This is a genomic window from Hydrogenophaga sp. PAMC20947, assembly GCF_004795855.1.
Taxonomy (GTDB): Bacteria; Pseudomonadota; Gammaproteobacteria; order Burkholderiales; family Burkholderiaceae_C; genus Hydrogenophaga.
The window spans coordinates 3250042-3269047 of sequence record NZ_CP039252.1 but is presented as its reverse complement, the minus strand read 5'-3'; the positions used below and the strand labels follow the sequence as shown (position 1 = coordinate 3269047).

The 19006-nt window shown below is 62.4% G+C and carries 13 protein-coding genes and 2 pseudogenes; 7 read left to right on the top strand and 8 right to left on the bottom strand.

From position 1 onward, the window contains the following. Positions 1 to 359 precede the first annotated feature (359 nt). Positions 360 to 680, top strand: coding sequence for a hypothetical protein (locus E5678_RS14885; RefSeq protein WP_136179251.1), 321 nt, complete (start codon positions 360 to 362; stop codon positions 678 to 680). A 7-nt stretch (positions 681 to 687) separates the two neighbouring features. Here the strand turns inward: E5678_RS14885 and rsmI are convergent, their stop codons facing one another. Continuing rightward, complete coding sequence (gene rsmI, locus E5678_RS14880; RefSeq protein ID WP_136179250.1) at positions 688 to 1641, bottom strand: 16S rRNA (cytidine(1402)-2'-O)-methyltransferase; 954 nt, start codon at positions 1639 to 1641, stop codon at positions 688 to 690. Here rsmI and E5678_RS14875 point away from each other — a divergent pair. The 3 genes from E5678_RS14875 to E5678_RS14865 are packed head-to-tail and all read left to right on the top strand — an operon-like array spanning position 1641 to position 3400. Then, entirely contained in the window at positions 1641 to 2135 is a 495-nt protein-coding gene (locus E5678_RS14875; RefSeq protein ID WP_136179249.1) for a YraN family protein, read from the top strand. The genes rsmI and E5678_RS14875 overlap by 1 nt on opposite strands. A gap of 27 nt (positions 2136 to 2162) precedes the next feature. After that, positions 2163 to 2783 carry an SIS domain-containing protein gene (locus E5678_RS14870; protein ID WP_136179248.1) on the top strand — a complete coding sequence of 207 codons (621 nt, stop codon included), beginning with the start codon at positions 2163 to 2165 and terminating at the stop codon, positions 2781 to 2783. Next, positions 2780 to 3400 (top strand): BON domain-containing protein, encoded by a 621-nt coding sequence (locus E5678_RS14865; protein ID WP_136179247.1) that lies wholly within the window; start codon positions 2780 to 2782, stop codon positions 3398 to 3400. Before E5678_RS14870 ends, E5678_RS14865 begins: the two co-directional genes overlap by 4 nt. 77 nt (positions 3401 to 3477) lie before the next feature. Here the strand turns inward: E5678_RS14865 and E5678_RS14860 are convergent, their stop codons facing one another. From E5678_RS14860 to E5678_RS14850, 3 genes are all read right to left on the bottom strand, one after another. Then, entirely contained in the window at positions 3478 to 4380 is a 903-nt protein-coding gene (locus tag E5678_RS14860; protein ID WP_136179246.1) for an NAD(P)-dependent oxidoreductase, read from the bottom strand. A 463-nt stretch (positions 4381 to 4843) separates the two neighbouring features. Continuing rightward, positions 4844 to 5980 (bottom strand): PilT/PilU family type 4a pilus ATPase, encoded by a 1137-nt coding sequence (locus E5678_RS14855; RefSeq protein WP_136179245.1) that lies wholly within the window; start codon positions 5978 to 5980, stop codon positions 4844 to 4846. 144 nt (positions 5981 to 6124) lie between these two features. Next, the gene (locus E5678_RS14850) at positions 6125 to 7168 is read right to left on the bottom strand and encodes a type IV pilus twitching motility protein PilT (protein WP_136179244.1); all 1044 of its coding nucleotides are present in this window, start codon (positions 7166 to 7168) and stop codon (positions 6125 to 6127) included. A 38-nt stretch (positions 7169 to 7206) separates the two neighbouring features. On the opposite strand from E5678_RS14850, the gene E5678_RS14845 reads away from it, so the two are divergent. Beyond that, positions 7207 to 7914, top strand: coding sequence for a YggS family pyridoxal phosphate-dependent enzyme (locus tag E5678_RS14845; protein WP_136179243.1), 708 nt, complete (start codon positions 7207 to 7209; stop codon positions 7912 to 7914). A 38-nt stretch (positions 7915 to 7952) separates the two neighbouring features. Here the strand turns inward: E5678_RS14845 and E5678_RS14840 are convergent, their stop codons facing one another. Beyond that, positions 7953 to 8516 carry a DUF3617 domain-containing protein gene (locus E5678_RS14840; protein ID WP_247596792.1) on the bottom strand — a complete coding sequence of 188 codons (564 nt, stop codon included), beginning with the start codon at positions 8514 to 8516 and terminating at the stop codon, positions 7953 to 7955. 55 nt (positions 8517 to 8571) lie between these two features. Then, the gene (locus E5678_RS14835) at positions 8572 to 9060 is read right to left on the bottom strand and encodes an Lrp/AsnC ligand binding domain-containing protein (RefSeq protein ID WP_210731922.1); all 489 of its coding nucleotides are present in this window, start codon (positions 9058 to 9060) and stop codon (positions 8572 to 8574) included. A gap of 104 nt (positions 9061 to 9164) precedes the next feature. On the opposite strand from E5678_RS14835, the pseudogene E5678_RS14830 reads away from it, so the two are divergent. After that, a pseudogene (locus tag E5678_RS14830) lies at positions 9165 to 12047 on the top strand (L-glutamate gamma-semialdehyde dehydrogenase); the annotation flags it as partial. Between the two features lie 770 nt (positions 12048 to 12817). Continuing rightward, a pseudogene (locus E5678_RS14825) lies at positions 12818 to 14632 on the top strand (carboxyl transferase domain-containing protein); the annotation flags it as partial. Between the two features lie 24 nt (positions 14633 to 14656). Here the strand turns inward: E5678_RS14825 and E5678_RS14820 are convergent. Both E5678_RS14820 and E5678_RS22660 read right to left on the bottom strand, forming a co-directional pair. Continuing rightward, positions 14657 to 15142, bottom strand: a complete 486-nt coding sequence (locus tag E5678_RS14820) for a response regulator (RefSeq protein WP_136179240.1) — start codon at positions 15140 to 15142, stop codon at positions 14657 to 14659. Positions 15143 to 15159: 17 nt separating this feature from the next. Further along, positions 15160 to 18984, bottom strand: coding sequence for a PAS domain S-box protein (locus tag E5678_RS22660; RefSeq protein ID WP_136179239.1), 3825 nt, complete (start codon positions 18982 to 18984; stop codon positions 15160 to 15162). Positions 18985 to 19006 lie beyond the last annotated feature (22 nt).

Below are 19006 nucleotides of genomic sequence, written 5' to 3'. Positions count from 1 at the left end.
GGCATGGTTTCAGCATAGCAGCCCCTGTCGTCTTCGCGATGACGCATGAGCCCAAATGGCGCTGTATTGAGCCCAGGAAAAGGCACAGGAGTTTTCTGCCCTGCGGTGCTCGCAGGCCCCCCCGCTAGGGCCCGTGCGCAAGGTCCCTGGAGGACAGGGCAGACAAACACCCGGCAAAAGCCGATCGCATGGGTTCCCTGGATCCTTGCAACAGGTGACAATGGCCTCAGTTGTGTGGGGTGACAAGCCCGTGCTCGCAGGACGCTGATGGCGTTGCGCGCACGGGCCGTACCCGCACCCTCGTCGGCATTGGGCCGGTCATCGAGGAACTCTCAGTGCCTGCCAAGGCTCTCTTCTGTATGAACGATTTGTCGAATTTTCTGGGTCGCGTGATCAATGGCCTGTTCAAGCTGGTGCTGTTGATTGCAGCCTCGGTCTTTGTGATCAGCTTCTTGCTGGCCGCTCTGGTGGTTGTGGTGGCCGTTTCCCTGTGGTCGCTGATCACGGGGCGCAAACCGGCCCCTGTGGTGATGTTCACCCGCATGCGCGAGCAGTCGCAGCGCTACACCCAGGGCGTCTGGCCGGGTCAGGCACGCCAGGAGCCACCCGGCGATGTGGTGGACGTTCAGGCCACCGAAGTGGTTGACGACGCCAGCGTTTCCAAACCTGGCAGTCACTGAGGGGGGCTCAGTCTTCGGCGGTGTCCTCGCCCGCGTCCCGTGTTTGGGCCTGACTTTCGGCCTTTCGGGCCAATGCCGCCTGGTACAAGGCGTTTCGAGGTTGGCCGGTGATCTCGGCGCACAGGCGCACCGCGGTTTTCACCGGCAACTCCGCCAACAGCAGATCCAGGGTGCGCAAACTCTCCTGATCGGGGCCCGAGGCGTCGGTGCCTCCGGTGTCGAGCGGGTGCAGCATCAGCGCAAATTCACCCCGGGTGCGGTGGGCGCCATCGCGCAGCCATGCACCAAAGGCCATCGCGGGCATTTGGGCCACTTCTTCAAACTGTTTGGTGAGCTCGCGGCCGACAGTGAGGGTGCGCTCTCCCAGAATGGCCAGGTCTTTGGCCAATGCCTCGATGCGGTGGGGCGCTTCCAGCAGGACCACCGCTCGGGGATCTTGTGCGAGGTGTTGCACATCCCGCTGGCGTTCGCCCGCCTTGGGCGACAGAAAGCCGCGAAATACAAACTGACCGTCCCAGCCTGCATGGCCGGACACGCTGAGCAGCGCCGTGATGCTGCTTGGACCCGGCAGTGGCACGCTCCTCAGGCCTGCTGCCGCCACAGCCTGGGCCAGACGGGCGCCCGGATCGCTCACGCCCGGGGTGCCCGCATCGCTCACATAAGCCACCCGCTGCCCGGCTTGCAACCGCTGCACCACGGTCTGCGAGGCCTCGGCTTCATTGTGTTCGTGTACCGCCAGGAGCGGCTTGTGCAAGCCGTAGCCCTGCAGCAGGCCCGCGGTGTGGCGCGTGTCTTCGCAAGCCACCGTGTCCACCAGCGAGAGCACATGCAGCGCACGCAGGCTGATGTCGGCCAGGTTGCCGATGGGCGTGGCCACCATGTACAGCGTGCCCTGCGGATAATGCTGGTGCGCGGCGCTTTCGCGTGCGGCGATCAAAAGGGACGGAGGGCTGACAGACAATGGGTTTTTTCCGAAACGGTTCGTTGTTCAACAAGGCACCTGCGCCTGCGGCTTCCCCGGCATTGGCGTCGCAAGCCCGTCCATCTGACGCTGCCAAAGCGACGACCAAACGGCGAGGCGACGCTGCCGAGGCGTTGGCACTGGCCCATCTGCAACGCCAAGGCCTGCGCCTGGTTCAGCGCAACTTCAAGACGCCGGGGCGGGGCGGTGGCGAGGTCGATTTGATTATGCGCGAGACCGACGGCACGTTGGTCTTTATCGAGGTGCGCCAGCGCGCAGGGGCCTCCCGCGGTGGCGCTGGGGGCAGCATCACGGTGATCAAGCAGCAACGCATCATTTTGGCCGCGCGGCACTTTTTGCTGACACTGGGATCAGAACCGCCATGCCGCTTTGATGTGGTGCTGGTGGAGGGGCGGCTGGCACCCGACGGGTCAGCGCCCGGGGCCCGTCTGGAATGGATCCGCGCCGCTTTTGATGCATCAGCCACTTTTTGACACAGCCTCCCGGGCTATGATTCCCGTATGCTTCTGCAACGTATTCAGCAACAGTTTATTGACAGCGCCGACCTGAAATACCAGTGCGCCCAGAGTCTTGCCCCGGAAGTCGAGGCCGCGACGCAAGCGGTGTTGGCCAGTGTGACGGGGGGCGGCAAGGTTTTGTCTTGCGGCAATGGGCCCTCGGCTTCGGCGGCGCAGCTTTTCACGGCCAGTTTTATCGGGCGCTATGAGCGCGAACGTCCCGAGCTGGCGGCTTTGTGTCTGTGTTCCGACGCCGTCGTGCTCACGGCCATCACCAGCGACTTTGATGGGCGAGCCGTTTATGCACGGCAGGTCCGTGCCCTGGGGCATGCGGGTGATGTGCTGCTGGTGTTGTCGGCCAACGGCAATTCGGCCAATGTGCTGGCCGCGGTCGAGGCAGCGCATGAACGCGACATGACGGTGGTGGCCCTGACCGGTGCCCGCGGTGGCCGCCTGGCGCAGCAGTTGCGTGATACCGATGTGCACATCTGTGTGCCCAGCGATCAGACGCCACGTATTTTGGAAGTGCACCACCTGGTGTTGCACTGCATTTGTGACGGTGTAGATGCCCAGTTGCTGGGCCTGCCCGATTCTTTGAACAGTGAACAGGAGAACCCCGCATGACCTCAATTGACCGATTCGCACGATGGACCCGCCTGGTGCTGGGCACGGCCGCACTGGGCGCTGTCTTGTCCGCTTGTGCCCCGCTGATGGTGGGTGGCGCCCTCACCGGTGCCATGGTGGCCACCGATCGACGCACCTCTGGCGCCCAGCTCGATGACCAGGGCATCGAACTGCGCGCAGCCAATCGCCTGGGCGATACGTTTGGTGGCCGTGCCCGCATCAACGTGACCAGCTACAACCGGCGCGTGTTGCTCACCGGTGAAGTGGCCAATGAGCGTGACCGCCAATTGGCCGCCGACACGGTCAAGGCGATCGACAACGTGAATATGGTTTACAACGAACTGGGGATTACCAACAGCCCGACTTTCACGGAAAAAGCCGCCGACACGTTGCTCACTGGTCGCGTCAAAGCCGGCCTGGTCGACACCAAGAAGCTGTCTGCCAACTCGTTCAAAGTGGTCAGCGAACGTGCGACCGTGTACCTCATGGGCCGTGTGACACAACGGGAGGCCGATCAGGCTACCGACGTGGCACGCACCACCAAGGGCGCCCAGCGCGTGGTGCGTGTGTTTGAGATCCTGAGTGAAGAAGAGCTGGCCCGCATGGCCATCAAATAAGCGGACACCCGCGGCATCCTAAAGAAACGGCGCCTTGGGCGCCGTTTTTTTTGGAGAACAGTTTGTTTGTGAAGGGCTCAGCGCAAGCGCTTGATCAGGCTGGAGGTGTCCCAGCGCTGGCCACCCATGGCCTGCACATCGGCATAAAACTGATCGACCAGGGCGGTCACAGGCAGGCGCGCGCCATTGCGCTTGGCCTCTTCGAGCACCAGGCCCAGATCCTTGCGCATCCAGTCGACCGCGAAACCGAATTCGAAGTGATCGGATGCCATGGTCTTGCCCCGGTTGTCGAGCTGCCAGCTTTGCGCCGCGCCTTTGCCGATCACCGCGAGCGCCTGCTCCATGTCCAGACCGGATTTTTGTCCGAAAGCGATGGCTTCGGACAGGCCTTGGACCAGGCCGGCGATGCAGATCTGGTTGACCATCTTGGTGAGCTGGCCTGCGCCGCTTTCGCCCATGAGGGTGAATGCTTTGGAAAAGGCCATGCCCACAGGCTTGACTTGCTCGAAGGCGGTCGCATCGCCGCCGCACATGACGGTGAGCGCGCCGTTTTGAGCGCCGGCCTGACCGCCAGAAACCGGTGCATCGATGAATGCCAGCCCCAACGTTTTCGCCGCCCCGTAGAGTTCGCGTGCGACGTTGGCCGATGCGGTGGTGTGGTCGACAAAGACATTGCCCGGTTGCATGCCGGCAAACGCGCCATCGGCGCCCAGCGTGATCGCGCGCAAGTCGTCGTCGTTGCCCACACAGGCAAAGACCATGTCGGCGCCCATGGCCGCTTCGCGCGGGGTGTTTTTGTGCTGGCCGCCAAATTCCTTGCACCAGGCCTCGGCCTTGGCGGGTGAGCGGTTGTATACCGTCACCGAATGACCGGCTTTGGCCAGATGCCCGGCCATGGGCAAGCCCATGACACCCAGGCCCAGAAAGGCCACACGACGGGATGGGACGGATTCGTAGGAGCGTTCAGCGATGGTGTTCATGGCCTTTATTCTCCGTCAGTTTTCTTTTGCGCGGTTGAAGTGGGGCTTCAAGCATGGCGAGCCGTGTTTCACCCCGGCGGGCGAGTGATTTTCTACTGCCTCGCCCAAAGAAAAGGCGAGCCGAAGTCCGGTTCCCTTGGGGGTTCCTTGCGCTGCTCGCATCGAACGGGCTCAGACACCGCCCTCCTTGATCCGTTCGCTGCTTCGCTGCTCATTCCGGCCACACGGCAGACGCAAGTCCGGAATCCGAAGAGGCGTACCCATTCTCCGGAGAGTCGTGCCTCAAAAGCCCAGAACGCCGTCGATCTGGCTTTGCCAGTCGACCAGCGTTGCCCCTAGAGGGGCGGAGCTGCACACGCAGTGAGCAGCGATGGGGGTGGGTCTCATTCACGCCGCGGGTCCGGCTCTGCCGGTCTGCCAGCGTTGCCCCCTGGGGGGTGACGGCGAAGCCGGCGCGGGGGGGTCAGACGATAGTCAGGTGCTCGGTGCCCGCCGCCAGATCCTGTGTTTTGGCACGCTGGCTGTTGAGCTTGATCTGCAGGCGCAGGTCGTTGAGCGAATCGGCGTTGCGCAGAGCGTCTTCCAGCGTGATGAGATTGGCTTCAAACGCGTGGAACAAGGCCTGGTCGAAGGTCTGCATGCCCATCTGGGTGCTCTTCTTCATGATCTCCTTGATCTCGGCCACTTCGCCTTTGAAGATCAGGTCGGAAATCAGGGGAGAGTTCAACATGATCTCCACCGCTGCGAAACGCCCTTTGTTGTCCTGGCGCGGCACCAGCCGCTGGGAAACCAGCGCGCGCAAGTTGAGCGACAGGTCCATCAGCAGTTGCGGGCGGCGCTCTTCGGGGAAGAAGTTGATGATGCGGTCCAGCGCCTGGTTGGCGCTGTTGGCGTGCAGGGTGGCCAGGCAGAGGTGACCGGTTTCCGAGAACTGGATCGCATGTTCCATGGTTTCCCGGGTGCGGATCTCGCCCATCAAGATCACGTCGGGTGCCTGGCGCAGCGTGTTGTGCAGAGCCGCTTCCCAGTTGTCGGTGTCCAGTCCCACTTCGCGCTGGGTCACCACGCAGTTTTTGTGGGGATGCACAAATTCGACCGGGTCTTCGATGGTGATGATATGGCCGAAGGTGTGTTCGTTGCGCCAGTCGACCATGGCCGCCAGCGACGTGGACTTGCCTGAGCCTGTGGCGCCCACCAGAATGCACAGACCGCGCTTGCTCAGCGACACGTCTTTCAATACCTGGGGCAGCCCCAGTTTGTCGATGGTGGGCAGCGTGGCGGGAATGGTCCGCAACACCATGCCGACCTTGCCTTGCTGGATGAAGGCGCTGACCCGGAAGCGACCCACGGTGGGTGGCGAAATGGCGAAGTTGCACTCCTTGGTGCGCTCGAATTCCGCCGCCTGCTTGTCGTTCATGATGGCGCGCGCCAGCGACAGGGTGTGCACCGCGTTGAGGGGCTGGGGAGACACCTTCACCACCTTGCCGTCGACCTTGATGGCGGGCGGGAATTCCGCGGTCAGGAACAGATCACTGCCACCCCTGCTGACCATCAGCTTGAGCAGATCATTGATGAATTTTGATGCCTGATCGCGTTCCATGGAGTCCTACCTTCTCAATTCAATACGAGGGACACGAACTGTCCCCATTCAGAGCGCCACAAAACCGGCTTTGCCGGGCTGCCAGCGCTGCCCCCTTGGGGGGGGTGACAGGCCGCGCGGCAGGCTGGGCGCAGGGGTGGGCTTCTACCCAGGGAAGTTGTCCGGAATCTTGGCCTTGCTGCGGGCCTCGGCCGGGCTGATCAGGTTGCGTCTGACGAGCTCCGAGAGATTCTGGTCCAGTGTCTGCATGCCCACACTGTTGCCGGTCTGGATAGCCGAGTACATCTGCGCGACCTTGGCCTCACGGATGAGGTTTCGGATGGCGCTGGTGCCGATCATGATTTCGTGCGCTGCGACCCGGCCGCTGCCATCTTTCACCTTGCACAGGGTTTGTGAGATCACCGCTACCAGCGATTCCGACAACATGGCGCGCACCATGTCTTTTTCTTCTGCCGGGAACACGTCAATGATGCGGTCAATGGTTTTGGCAGCGCTGGAGGTGTGCAGCGTGCCGAACACGAGGTGACCGGTTTCCGCGGCCGTCATGGCCAGTCGAATGGTTTCCAGATCGCGCATCTCACCCACCAGAATGGCGTCGGGATCTTCCCGCAGGGCCGAGCGCAGGGCGTTGGCAAAGGACAGGGTGTGTGGACCGACTTCGCGTTGGTTGATCAGGCACTTCTTGGACTCGTGCACGAATTCGACCGGGTCTTCCACGGTCAGAATGTGGCCGTACTCGGTCTCGTTCAGGTGGTTGACCATGGCGGCCAGCGTGGTCGATTTGCCCGAGCCGGTCGGGCCCGTGACCAGCACCATGCCGCGTGGACGCAGCGCGAGGTCGCCGAAAATCTTGGGGGCGTTGAGCTGCTCCAGTGACAGGATTTTGCTCGGAATGGTTCGAAACACCGCGCCGGCGCCGCGGTTGTGGTTGAACGCATTGACGCGAAAACGCGACAGACCTTCGATTTCAAACGAGAAATCGCACTCCAGGAACTCTTCGTATTGCTTGCGCTGACTGTCGTTCATGATGTCGTACACCATGCTGTGGACACCTTTGTGGTCCAGCGGTTCGACGTTGATCCGGCGCACGTCTCCGTGCACCCGTATCATGGGCGGCAGGCCTGCCGAGAGGTGCAAATCCGATGCTTTGTTCTTGACGCTGAAGGCGAGCAGTTGCGTGATGTCCATCCCGGGTTCCCATGCAATGTTGGTGTAACTAAGTGATTATGACGACGATTGAAGACAATCTCCAAGCCCAGCGTCAGAGGGTGGCGCTTGCGTGCCAAACGGCGGGACGCGATGTGACGGCTGTCACCCTGCTGGCGGTCTCCAAGACTTTCGGCGCCGACGCCGTGGCCGAAGCGGTGGCGGTGGGGCAGCGTGCGTTTGGCGAAAACTACATCCAGGAAGGGGTGGACAAGATATTGGCCCTGCGCGCCAGCCACCCCGGGGTCGCGCTGGAGTGGCACTGCATCGGGCCTATCCAGAGCAACAAGACGCGTCTGGTGGCCGAACACTTTGACTGGGTGCAGTCCGTGGATCGCTTGAAAATTGCCCAGCGCCTGAACGAGCAACGGCCGGAAGGTTTGCCACCCCTGCAGGTGTGCTTGCAGGTCAATGTGGACGGGGGCAGCAACAAGTCTGGCGTGACGCCGGCCGAACTGCCCGCGCTGGCCGCGGCGGTGGCCGAGTTGCCCCGCCTGACGTTGCGCGGCCTGATGTGTATCCCCGAGCCTGAGCCGGGCTTTGAGGCTCAGCGGGCCTTGTTCATGCGCTGCAAGGCGGTCTTTGACGATTTGCAACGGCAAATGGGCAGCGGCGTGGACACGCTGTCCATGGGGATGAGCGATGACCTGGACGCCGCTGTGGCGGCCGGTGCGACGATGGTGCGTGTGGGCCGGGGAGTTTTCGGCACACGACCGCCCAAGGGCTGAGGTGGCGCGCGGGCATTGGCCCTGCGGCACCGGGTCCCTTACTGCGTGGGCAAGGTGACGGGTTTGACGCTGCCGCAATCGGCGGACAGCCATTGGCCCTTGGCGTCCATGGTCATGTTGCGCGTCTGGCCACCTTCCTGGCTCTTGATGGCCATTTTCATGGTGTAGGCCTTGTCGCCATCAAAGGTGTAGATGCCTTGCCCGCTGGACACGGGGTTGCTGCAGGTGAAGCTGATCTTCAGCGTGTTGCCGGAGCGCGAATCGATCTTGCTGGTGCAGTCACCCTGGGTCCGGGTGGGCAATTGCTGGCGCTCGACCATCTCGGCGGTCATGCAGACTTTGACCGACATGGCGCCGCTGGAGGCCATGCTGACACCACTCTTGCCCATGATGGCTTCCATTTGTTTGCGTTGCGCAGGCGGCATGGCGGCGAGTTGGGCCTGCATCTGTGCCATGGCCTTTTCCATTTCCGGGTTGCCGCCGACCTTGTTTTCAATGGCCCACAAGCCGGGCAGGACACTCTGGGCCAGTGCCGGCGCCGAGATTGCGACCAAAAGTGTCAGGATGGCGAGAGCGTGAGGGCGTGTGCGTTTTGTGATCAAGGTGTTCCTCCTGTGGTGTCGGGTAGCGCCATTTTTGTCAAGGCGGCGCGGTTTGTCAAAGTGGCAGCTGCGACGAGCTTTTAACCTCTTCAATCACGGCGTAGGTCCGGGTTTCGCGCACCCCGGGCAGTTGCCACAAGACGCTACCGGCGAACGCCCGGTAAGCATCCATGTCGGCCATGCGGGTTTTGAGCAGGTAGTCGAAGCCACCGGCCACCATGTGGCATTCCATGATTTCCCTGCGCACCTGCACGGCCGCCTTGAATGCTTCGAACACATTCTGGGTGGTGCGGTCCAGCAGCACCTCGATAAAAACCGTCATGCCCAAACCGAGTTTGAGCGGATTCAGGCGGGCTTCGTACCCTAGGATGTAGCCATCGCGCTGCAGGCGCTGGGTGCGGGCCAGCACCGCAGTGGGGGACAGCGCCACGGCTTCGGCCAGCTTCAGGTTGGCAATGCGGCCGTCCGTCTGGAGCACCGAGAGGATGCGCAAGTCGATGCGGTCGAGCCCAACCAAGCCAGGTGGAGCGGTGGTTGTGTTCATGGGTAGTGGATTGTTTCGCTATTTCTGAAATATTGGTGAATTATTCACCGAATAAAGCTAGATCATCTCGATATTCACCAATCAGCCGCCAACCAGGAGCTTCTATGTCCCGCCAAGTTGACCGTTTGCCCTTCCCTTATTTGCCAGAGCATGGCGTGTTGTCCAGCCGCTTGCTGGCGTTGGAGGGGGCGATGGACTGGGCAGCAGCAGCCCAGATGGCCACGCCCTGGGTGCAATCGGTGCGCAAGAACCCGCCCCCTTTCTGGGCGATGGAGAGCTTGCTCAAGGAATACCCTATCTCCAGTGCTGAGGGCCTGGCCCTGATGCGGCTGGCAGAGGCATTGTTGCGAGTGCCCGATACCGAAACCGCTGTCGCGCTGACAGCCGATCAATTGGGGCGCGCCGACTTTGACGGGGCGGCGGACTCGACCATGGCGCGGCTGTCGTCGTCGGCCATTGCATTGTCCAAAAAATTCTTGCCCGGCTCGGAAGGAGAGTCCAGCCTGATGACCAAGATGGGCGCCAAGTCGGTGGTGGCCGCCACGCTGCGCGCGGTGCAGTTGCTGGGGCGCCAGTTTGTGTTGGGACAGACCATCGAAGAGGGGATGAAAGAAGCCACCGCAGCGCGCAAGAAACAACCCAATCTTGGGTTCAGCTACGACATGCTGGGCGAAGGTGCTCGCACCGATGCCGACGCCCTGCGCTACCTGGCCAGTTACCAGCATGCCATTGCCGCCATCGCGCGCACGGCCAATGCGAGCGGCTCGCCGGCGCACAACGATGGCATCTCCATCAAACTCAGCGCGCTTCACCCGCGCTACGAAGATCTGCAATACGAGCGTGTGATGAGCGAGCTTGTGCCCCGCGTGTGGACGCTGTGTGAAGCCGCGGCCAAGGCCAACCTCAACCTGACAATCGATGCGGAAGAAGTGGACCGCCTGGAGCTTTCGCTCGACGTGTTCGAAGCCTTGATCGCTCAGGTCGCCGACCGCGTTCCCCAGTGGGCAGGCTTCGGTCTGGCCTTGCAGTCTTACCAAACGCGCGCCGTCGAGCTGATCGAACACCTGACCCAGATGGCCCGGCGCCACAAGGTCAAGCTGATGTGCCGCTTGGTCAAGGGCGCCTATTGGGATGCCGAAATCAAACGCGCCCAGGAGCTGGGTCTGCCGGGCTACCCGGTGTTCACCCACAAGCACCACACCGATGTCAGCTACCTCGCCTGTGCGCGAGCATTGTTTGCGGCTTCCGATGTCATTTTTCCGCAATTTGCGACGCACAATGCCGGCACCATTGCGGCCATTCTTCAGATGGCAGAGCGGGGCTCCGGCGGGGTGGCTTTCCCGTTTGAATTGCAACGCCTGCACGGCATGGGTGAGGGTGTTTACCGCGAGGTGTTGAAGAATTCCAAAATCCGCTGCCGCGTCTATGCACCCGTGGGCGCCCACCGCGACTTGCTGGCCTATCTGGTGCGCCGCTTGTTGGAGAACGGGGCGAACTCTTCGTTTGTCAACCAGTTGGCCGATGAGTCCGTGAGCATGGATGTTTTGTTCAACACACCGCTGCGCCTGAGCCCTGAACCGGCCATGCCCCTGCCCGTCGACATGTTCGGCGCCTCACGCCGCAACAGCATGGGCCTGGACATGGCGGTGGTGTCCATGCGCCGGCCGCTGTTGGATGCGTTGGAAAAAACCACGGTGCCAATCGTGCCCTTCTTTGACGTGGCGCAAGTCGGCGCAGCGGCTGAGGCATCCCATGAAGCCTTCAAGGCGTGGAGTGTTGTGCCGGTGGCTACGCGTGCCCAAGCCTTGCGCAAGACGGCCGACGCCATGGAAGCGCAGCTGCCTGAGCTGTGCGGCATGCTGGTCAAGGAAGCCTTCAAGACATGGGCCGATGCGATTTCGGAAGTGCGTGAGGCCGTTGACTTTTTCCGTTACTACGCCAACGAAGCCGAACGCATCATGGCGCCTTCGCCTCAACTCTCGGCGCTGGGTCCTTGGGTGTGTATCAGCCCCTGGAATTTCCCATTGGCCATTTTCTGTGGCCAGGTGGCCGCGGCCTTGGCCACCGGCAACACCGTGCTGGCCAAACCTGCCGAGCAGACCCCGGCCATCGCGATGATGGCCGTGAAACTGATGCATGAAAACGGTGTTCCCGCCGACGCGCTGCAGTTGCTGCACGGCCCTGGAGAGACTGTGGGCGCCGCGCTGGTGGCACAGCCGGGCGTGGCGGGCGTGGTGTTCACAGGCTCTACGCAAGTGGCCAAAATCATCCAGCGCGCACTGGCGGCCAAAGAGGGACCGGTGGCACCCTTGATCGCAGAGACCGGTGGCATCAATGTGATGCTGGTCGACAGCTCGGCTTTGCCCGAGCAAGTGGCCGACGCCGTGATGCAAAGCGCCTTCCGAAGTGCCGGGCAGCGCTGTTCGGCATTGCGCCTGCTGTGCGTTCACGAATCGGTGGCCGACGGCATGATCGAAATGATCGAAGGCGCCGCCAAAGAGCTGGGTGTGGGCCGCGTGGGCGCCCTCACCACCGACCTGGGCCCGGTGATTGACAAGGAAGCGTTTGACAACATCCAGCGCCACGTCCAGCGCTTGCATGGGGAAGCGAAATCGTTGCTGAATGTGCCCGTGGATGCAGCGCTGTCCAGCGAACAGCCGCACATGATTTCACCGCAGATGTTCGAAGTGAAGGACATCGCCGAGGTCAAGGCTGAAATCTTTGGACCGGTCTTGCAAGTGGTGCGCTGGACGGGCGACCCGGCCCAGCTCATTGCGCGCATCAATGCCCTGAACTATGGCCTCACCATGGGTATCCAGACCCGCATCGACAGCCGTGCGCAGGCTTTGGCCGCATCGGCACATGTGGGCAACATCTATGTGAACCGCAACATCATTGGGGCCGTGGTGGGCGTGCAACCCTTTGGAGGCGAGGGCCTGTCAGGCACAGGCCCCAAGGCGGGTGGCCCGCACTACCTGCAGCGCTTTGTGCACGAATCGCAAGCCGTGCCTGCCGCGCAAAAATTGCACGGCGATGGCCAGGGTGTGAACGTACAAAGCCCCGCTTTGGCGGTGCGCAAAAGCGGTTGGTTGAAGAGCACGCTGAAGCAGCGGTGCGACTGGCTCGAGAAGCTGGGCGCAAAGCCGCTGGCAGCGGCTGCCAGGCAGCAGTTGGCCGATCGCGTGCTGCCGGGCCCCACGGGTGAGAGCAACGACCTGCGCCTGCACCCACGGGGCGTGGTGGCCGCCATTTCCGACCGTGTGGATAGCGCCACCTTGGCGCAGTGGTTGGGTGCGCTGGCCGGTGGCAACCCCCTGGTGGTGGCGGTGCCGAGCGAAGCCCGTGAGGCTGTCCGGGAGGCCTTGGGCCAATGGGTGAGCGCAGGGCTTCCGGCCGCAGCCGTGCATGTGCTGGATACACCGTTTGAGGCCGGGGCTGTGGCCCTGGCCAGCAGCGAAGCCATTGACGCGATCGTGGCCCAGCCCGCCTACGGCACCGAACTCAACCGCCACATGGCCGCCCGCGATGGCGCGGTGGTGCCCCTGATCACCGAGCCTTTGCTGGGTTGTTTGTGGCGCCTGTGTGCCGAACAAACTTTGACCATCAACACCACCGCAGCCGGTGGCAACGTGGAGCTTTTTGCCGGTTTGCCAGCACTTTGAGTGGGCGTTTGACCGCTTGAACTGCCGAGCGCTGTCACCCGCATGACGGAGCTCGGCGCCCTTGTGGCCACAATGCGCACATGAGCAAAAACCACAGTGTGCGTGCGCCCTTGCAGGCGCAGATCGTTGAATGGCTGGTGGCACCGGGGGACTCGGTGCATCCCGGTGACCTGCTGTTGATCCTGGAAGCCATGAAGATGGAGCACGAAATCCGGGCCGATCAGGCGGGTTGTGTGCTGGAGCGCTTCTTTGAGTCGGGTGAGGCGGTGGACGCAGGCGTGGCCCTGCTCAGCCTGGGGCCGGCCACCCAGGCATCTCTCGCGGCACAAGCCGCCGATGTGCCGGTGCAAGCTGCCACTGGGCCGCGCGAAGACCGCCAGCGCTGGGAAGCCCGTCAGGCCCGAACCCTGGACGCCGCGCGCCCGCAAGCCGTGGCCAAACGCCACGCCCTGGGCCTGCGCACCGCACGTGAAAACATTGCCGATCTGTGTGACGACGGCTCGTTCCTCGAGTACGGGGCGTTGGCCATTGCCGCGCAACGGCTGCGGCGCAGTGAAGATGACCTGATCGCCAACACACCTGCCGATGGCATGGTGACCGGGATCGGCTCGGTGAACGGGCGCATTTTTGGCGAAGAAAAAGCACGCACAGTGGTGATGGCCTACGACGCCACGGTGCTGGCTGGCACCCAGGGCATGCGCAACCACCAGAAAACCGACCGGCTGCTGGGGATCGCTCTGGAGCAGCAATTGCCAGTGGTGTTGTTCGCCGAAGGTGGGGGTGGGCGGCCCGGTGACACCGACATGCCCATCGTCGCCGGCTTGCATGTGGGCACCTTCGCGGCCTACGCCCGCCTGTCGGGGCAGGTGCCTGTGGTGGGTATTGCGGCGGGGCGATGTTTTGCGGGCAATGCCGCTTTGCTCGGTTGCAGCGATGTGATCATCGCCACCCGCACCAGCAACATCGGCATGGGTGGACCGGCCATGGTCGAAGGTGGGGGGCTGGGGGTCTTCAGGCCAGAGGCCATAGGCCCGGCTGGCGCGCAAGCCGCCAACGGTGTGATCGATGTGCTGGTCGACGGCGAAGCGCAGGCGGTGGCCGCCGCGCGCCACTACCTGTCATTTTTTCAGGGGCGACTGTCGGACTGGACCGCGCCCGACAGCGAAGCTTTGCGCGACGCTGTGCCGGAGAACCGGTTGCGGGTCTATGACAGCCAGGTGGTGCTGGAGGGCCTGGTGGATGTGGGCAGTCTGATGCTGTTGCGGGTTGGATTCGGCCTCGGCATTCACACCGCACTGGCCCGCATCGAGGGCCGGCCTGTCGGGCTCATGGCCAACAACCCCCATCACCTGGGAGGCGCCATCGATGCCGACGCGGCCGACAAGGCAGCACGGTTCATGCAGCTGTGCAACGCCCATGGCCTGCCTTTGGTGAGCCTTGTGGACACGCCGGGTTTCATGGTGGGACCCGACATCGAGGCGCGGGCCCAGGTGCGCCATGTGAGCCGCATGTTTGTCACGGCTGCGGCCTTGCGGGTGCCTGTGTTCAGTGTGGTGTTGCGCAAAGGGTATGGCCTGGGTGCCATGGGCATGACGGCCGGCGGTTTTCACGCCCCCGTGTTCACCGTGGCCTGGCCCACGGGTGAGTTCGGCGCCATGGGACTGGAAGGTGCGGTGCGCCTGGGCTTTCGGCGGGAGCTGGAGGCATTGCCTGAAGGGCGGGAGCGGGAGGCCTTGTTCCAAAGCCTGCTCGCACAGCAAGTGGCCAATGGGGCGGCTGATCAGATGGCGGCGACGCTGGAGATCGATGCGGTGATCGATCCGGCGCAAACGCGTGCCTGGATAACCCGCGGACTGATGGGGGCCCGGATCAAACCCGCTTCGGGCGGGCGTTTCATTGACACCTGGTAGGGCGCCGACGGTCTTGTCGACCGGTCAGTTGAGATCGGCGAAGCCCGAGTGGCGTGGCGTTACCGTGGCGGCTTGGGGCGCAGGCTGGTTGATGTTGATCCAGAATTCGCACACGTGTTTCATGGCGCTCAGAAACTGCGCGAATTCTGTGGGTTTGGCAATGTAGGCATTGGTGCCGGCATCGTATGCGCGCTGCAGGTCGCTCGGTTCGGTCGAGGAAGTCAGTACCACCACCGGAATATTGCTCAGTTGATCCGAACCCTTGATCTCCCGCAACACGCCGATGCCGTCGAGCAACGGCATCTTGAGATCCAACAAGATCAAGACCGGGTTGCCCCCCGTGCGGTTGCTGAAGGCCTCGCGGCGGTACAGGTAATCCAGGGCCTGCATGCCGTCGGACACATGAGTGACGCGCCCGTCGAGCCCATGGCGGGCCAAGGCCAGTTTCGTGAGCTCGGCATCATCGGGATTGTCTTCGACCAGCAGGATGGCGTCGGCGTTGGTGTTCATGGTTCCAGCAAGATAAGTTAGGTGTCGTGCGGAAGACCGCCCAGACTGACTCCGTCGAAGGGCAGGGAGAAGTGGAAAATACTCCCGTGGTGTATTTCGCTTTCAGCCCAAATGCTACCACCGTGTCGTTCCAAAATGCGCCGCGTGAGCGCCAAACCGATGCCGGTGCCCTCGAATTCAGAAGCTCTGTGCATGCGTTGGAAGACACCGAATAGCTTTTGAGCATATTGCATGTCAAAGCCCACGCCGTTGTCGGCGACAGAAAAAGTGTAGCCCACGGCCGGGTCAACACTCCAGGTGACTTCGATGCGCGTGCGCTCCCGCGGGCGGGTGTATTTGAAGGCATTGCCCAGCAGGTTGGCCCACACCTCGCGCAACAGCAGGGCATCGCCCTGCACCACAGGCAGATCGGGAGCAATGACCCAATCCACGACCCGTCCCTGGGTATCGTGGTCAATCTGGTTCACCACCGCATCCACCAGCATCGAGAAATCCACCGGGGCGAGACTCACGGCTGAGCGTCCCAGTCTGGAGAATGCGAGCAAGCCGTCGATCAGCTGGCTCATGTGGCGGGCGGATGTGGCGATGGTCGACAGGTACCGTTGGGTGGTCTCGTCGCCCCGCTCGGCCAGGTGTTCTTCCAGCAAGCTCACAAAGCTGGAAATGTGCCGCAAAGGTGAGCGCAAATCGTGTGACACCGAATACGAGAACGATTCCAGGTCCTTGTTGGCCGCGAGCAATTGTTCGGTGCGCTCCGACACGCGGTTCTCCAGCTCTTCGTTGATGTTGCGCATGAGGTCGTCCAGGCGCTTGGCATCGCTCATGTCCTGGTTGATCTTGGCAAAACCGCGCAACTCACCGGTGTCGTCGCGCAAGGCGATCAGCACCGAGTAAGACCAGTAGCGGGATCCGTCTTTTCGCTCGTGCCAGGCGTGCAGTTCGTGTTGCCCGCGCGAGGTGGCAATGCGGAGCATGCGCTCGGCGCTGGCCAATGCCTCGTCAGGCTTCTTGCGGCGGAACAGCGTGTGGTAGTGGCGACCCACGACCTCGGTGGGCGAATAGCCTTCCATGCGCTGGGCGCTGTCGGTCCAGTCGGTGATGACGCCTTGGGCGTCCAGAAAGAAGATGCAGTAGTCCCGCAGGTTGTCCACCATCAGGCGGAAACGCTGTTCGCTTTCCAGGAGCTCCACTGAGCGTTCCTGGATACGGGTCTCCAGCTCGTCGTTCAAGTGGCTGATGCGTTCTTCGACCTGCTTGGTTTCGGTGATGTCGATGCCCTGTATGAACAGGCCCTGCACCACTCCGTTGTGAATATCGGGCAGGTAGCTCGCCCGAACATACATGGTCTCCCCGGCCACATTCTTTCGCCAGGCTTCGTAGCGTTGAATTTCACCGCCCAGCGCCGCGTTGAGCCGGGGTTCAATGTCGGGCCAAATCTCTTCAGGCATGCACTCCCGGATGTGCAAGCCTATCATGGCTTCCGAGTCCAGCCCGTAAATGCGCGTGTGCTCGACGTTGGCAAACCGGTAACGCAGCTGGGTGTCCAGGTAAGCCACGATGCCCGGAATCTGGTTGGCAATCGTGTGCAGGAAACGCTGATTTTCGCGCAGGGCGGTCTCGGCCGCTTTGCGCGCGGAGATGTCGATCACCGTCGTGTTGCTGCGCACGAATCGCCCTTGGGCATCGCGAACGGCCGACGACGACAGCAGCGCGGGGAAGGTCGACCCGTCGCGGCACTGCATCTCGTATTCGGCGTTCTCGAGCACGCCGTCGTGGACCAGCCGATTCAACCGGTCTTCCAGCAGGGTTTCACGGCTGGGCAGAATGAAATCCCGGAAGCTCTTGTGGCCCACCACCTCTTCGCGCGTATAGCCCAGCCAACGCAATTCGATGTCGTTGATGGAGACATAGACACCGTTGACGTCCAGCGAGTGGTATCCACACGGGGCCTCGTTGTAGAGGTTTTGTGACAGCGACAGCGCCTTGCTGAGTTGCTGGTTGGCCGCTGTCACCCGCATCTCGGCCTCGCGCCGCTCGGAGATATCCAGCATCTGAATGAAGATGCCTTGTGTTTCGCCGTTTTCAATGAACGGGGTGTATTCCACTGTGGCGTAGAAAGTCTGGCCATCGGGAAAGACACGCTCGCCTTCGAAGCGTTGTGATGTTCCCGCCAGCGCTGCTTTCAGGAATGGCAAGCCCTGCTGGTAGTTTTCAGGGTGGGCGATCTCGCTCAGGTGCTTGCCGAGCAAGTTTTGCGGGTCGCCACCCAGCCAGCGCGCGTAACTGGCATTGGCGAAGCGGCAGATCATCTCATGGTCGAAAAAGGCGATCTGGACCGGAACGCTGTTGGTGATGGTTTGCAGGAAGCTGCGCTGCGATGCCAAGGCTGCTTCAGCGGCGTGGCGCCCGGAAATGTCCACCAGTGTGTTGTTGGTGTGCAAAAAGACACCGTGTTCATCGTAAACCGCTGTGCTGCCGATCAAGACCCAGAATTCACGCCCGTCGCGACGAACCATGCATACTTCGGCGGGTTCCAGGGTGTCCTTGCGCATCAGGCGCTCCAGGCGCTCCATCGTGCCAGGGACCTGGTCGGGCCTTATCCACTCGCGGACATTTCTCTTGCCCACCACTTCATCCAACGTGAAGCCGAACCAGTCGAGTTCTGTCTGGTTGATGCGGATAATCACACCCTGGGCATCGATGGAGTGGTAGCCACAGGGCGCCTGGTTGTAGAGGCGTTGGGCCATTTCCAGGGCATCGCTGATTTGTCGGTTGGCGTCGGCCAGGGCCTGCGTGCGTTCGACAACGCGGTCTTCCAGGCTGGCGTTGAGCGTCTGGATTTCCTCTTGATGCTGGTACAGGTCGGTGACGTCCCGGGTGACGGCCATCAACATGACGGGCTGGCCGTCGACACCGCTGATCGGTGTGACCACGGTGTCCCACCATCTGGGTGTGCCTTTGAAGGTTTCTCCAGCCGCCACAAATCGCGCGCTCTTGCCCTTCACGGCGGCCTCGATGGCCTCGCGTGCCATGGTGTGGCTTTCGCCTTTCCACCAGGTGCTCCATTCGGAGCCCCTGACTTGCTCAAAATCGTCGACCTCCATCAGCCTGCAACCTTGTGCCGTCATCTGGACCACATGGCCTTGGAGATCCAGCACTTTGGTGCAATCGGGGCTGCTGGCGATGATCTGGCGGTTGAGCTCGTCTTTGATGCGGGCTTCGGCCTGCAGGGCGCGCAGCGAGGAAATGTCTTGCAGAAAACCGTGCTGGGCTTCAAGCTGACCTTGCTCGCCGAGCACGGGTGAGTTGCGCGCCAGCACATGGGCGATGCGGCCGTCCGGATACAGCAAGCGGAATTCTAGGCTGAGCGGTGTGCCGTTCAGGATGCCATCGGCCCAGGCTTTTTTGACACTGTCCACGTCCTCAGGGTGTACACGCTGGAACCAGCCATAGTTCTGGAATTCGGATGGTGCGAGCTCAAAAATGCGTTGCAGCGAGCCGTCGATGTGGGTCAGAACGCCGTTGGCATCGGTGCGAAAAATGCCGATCGGAAAAACCGACGACATGGCCGCCAGCAGCGCCTCGTAGTCCAGCTGTGATGCCAGCGCCTGGTCGCCTTTGCCCTCGAAAGCGTGGACCTTGGGTGGCAGCGTGCGGGGGAGCTCAGCGCGAAGCGCCCCTTCGATCGAATCAAGGTGGCTGGCGTAGTGGCGCCGCAAGTGCTGGTTTTCCTGGCGCAAGGTTTCCAGCTCCTGCTCCATGGCCTGCATGCGCGCGCGCAAGGCCGCTTGCCCTTCGCCAGGGGCGTCATTTGGGGTCTGGAGGGGGCGGTAAGCACTCATCTCACCCAACTGTACCCCAGCC

What these genes read in the sequence shown, in the direction of transcription:
- E5678_RS22660 (WP_136179239.1), bottom strand. Translation starts at nt 18,984, where the DNA reads ATGAGTGCTTACCGCCCCCTCCAGACCCCAAATGACGCCCCTGGCGAA.
- E5678_RS14845 (WP_136179243.1), top strand. Translation starts at nt 7,207, where the DNA reads ATGACGACGATTGAAGACAATCTCCAAGCCCAGCGTCAGAGGGTGGCG.
- E5678_RS14865 (WP_136179247.1), top strand. Translation starts at nt 2,780, where the DNA reads ATGACCTCAATTGACCGATTCGCACGATGGACCCGCCTGGTGCTGGGC.
- E5678_RS14870 (WP_136179248.1), top strand. Translation starts at nt 2,163, where the DNA reads ATGCTTCTGCAACGTATTCAGCAACAGTTTATTGACAGCGCCGACCTG.
- E5678_RS14835 (WP_210731922.1), bottom strand. Translation starts at nt 9,060, where the DNA reads ATGAACACAACCACCGCTCCACCTGGCTTGGTTGGGCTCGACCGCATC.
- E5678_RS14860 (WP_136179246.1), bottom strand. Translation starts at nt 4,380, where the DNA reads ATGAACACCATCGCTGAACGCTCCTACGAATCCGTCCCATCCCGTCGT.
- E5678_RS14850 (WP_136179244.1), bottom strand. Translation starts at nt 7,168, where the DNA reads ATGGACATCACGCAACTGCTCGCCTTCAGCGTCAAGAACAAAGCATCG.
- E5678_RS14855 (WP_136179245.1), bottom strand. Translation starts at nt 5,980, where the DNA reads ATGGAACGCGATCAGGCATCAAAATTCATCAATGATCTGCTCAAGCTG.
- E5678_RS14875 (WP_136179249.1), top strand. Translation starts at nt 1,641, where the DNA reads ATGGGTTTTTTCCGAAACGGTTCGTTGTTCAACAAGGCACCTGCGCCT.
- E5678_RS14885 (WP_136179251.1), top strand. Translation starts at nt 360, where the DNA reads ATGAACGATTTGTCGAATTTTCTGGGTCGCGTGATCAATGGCCTGTTC.
- E5678_RS14820 (WP_136179240.1), bottom strand. Translation starts at nt 15,142, where the DNA reads ATGAACACCAACGCCGACGCCATCCTGCTGGTCGAAGACAATCCCGAT.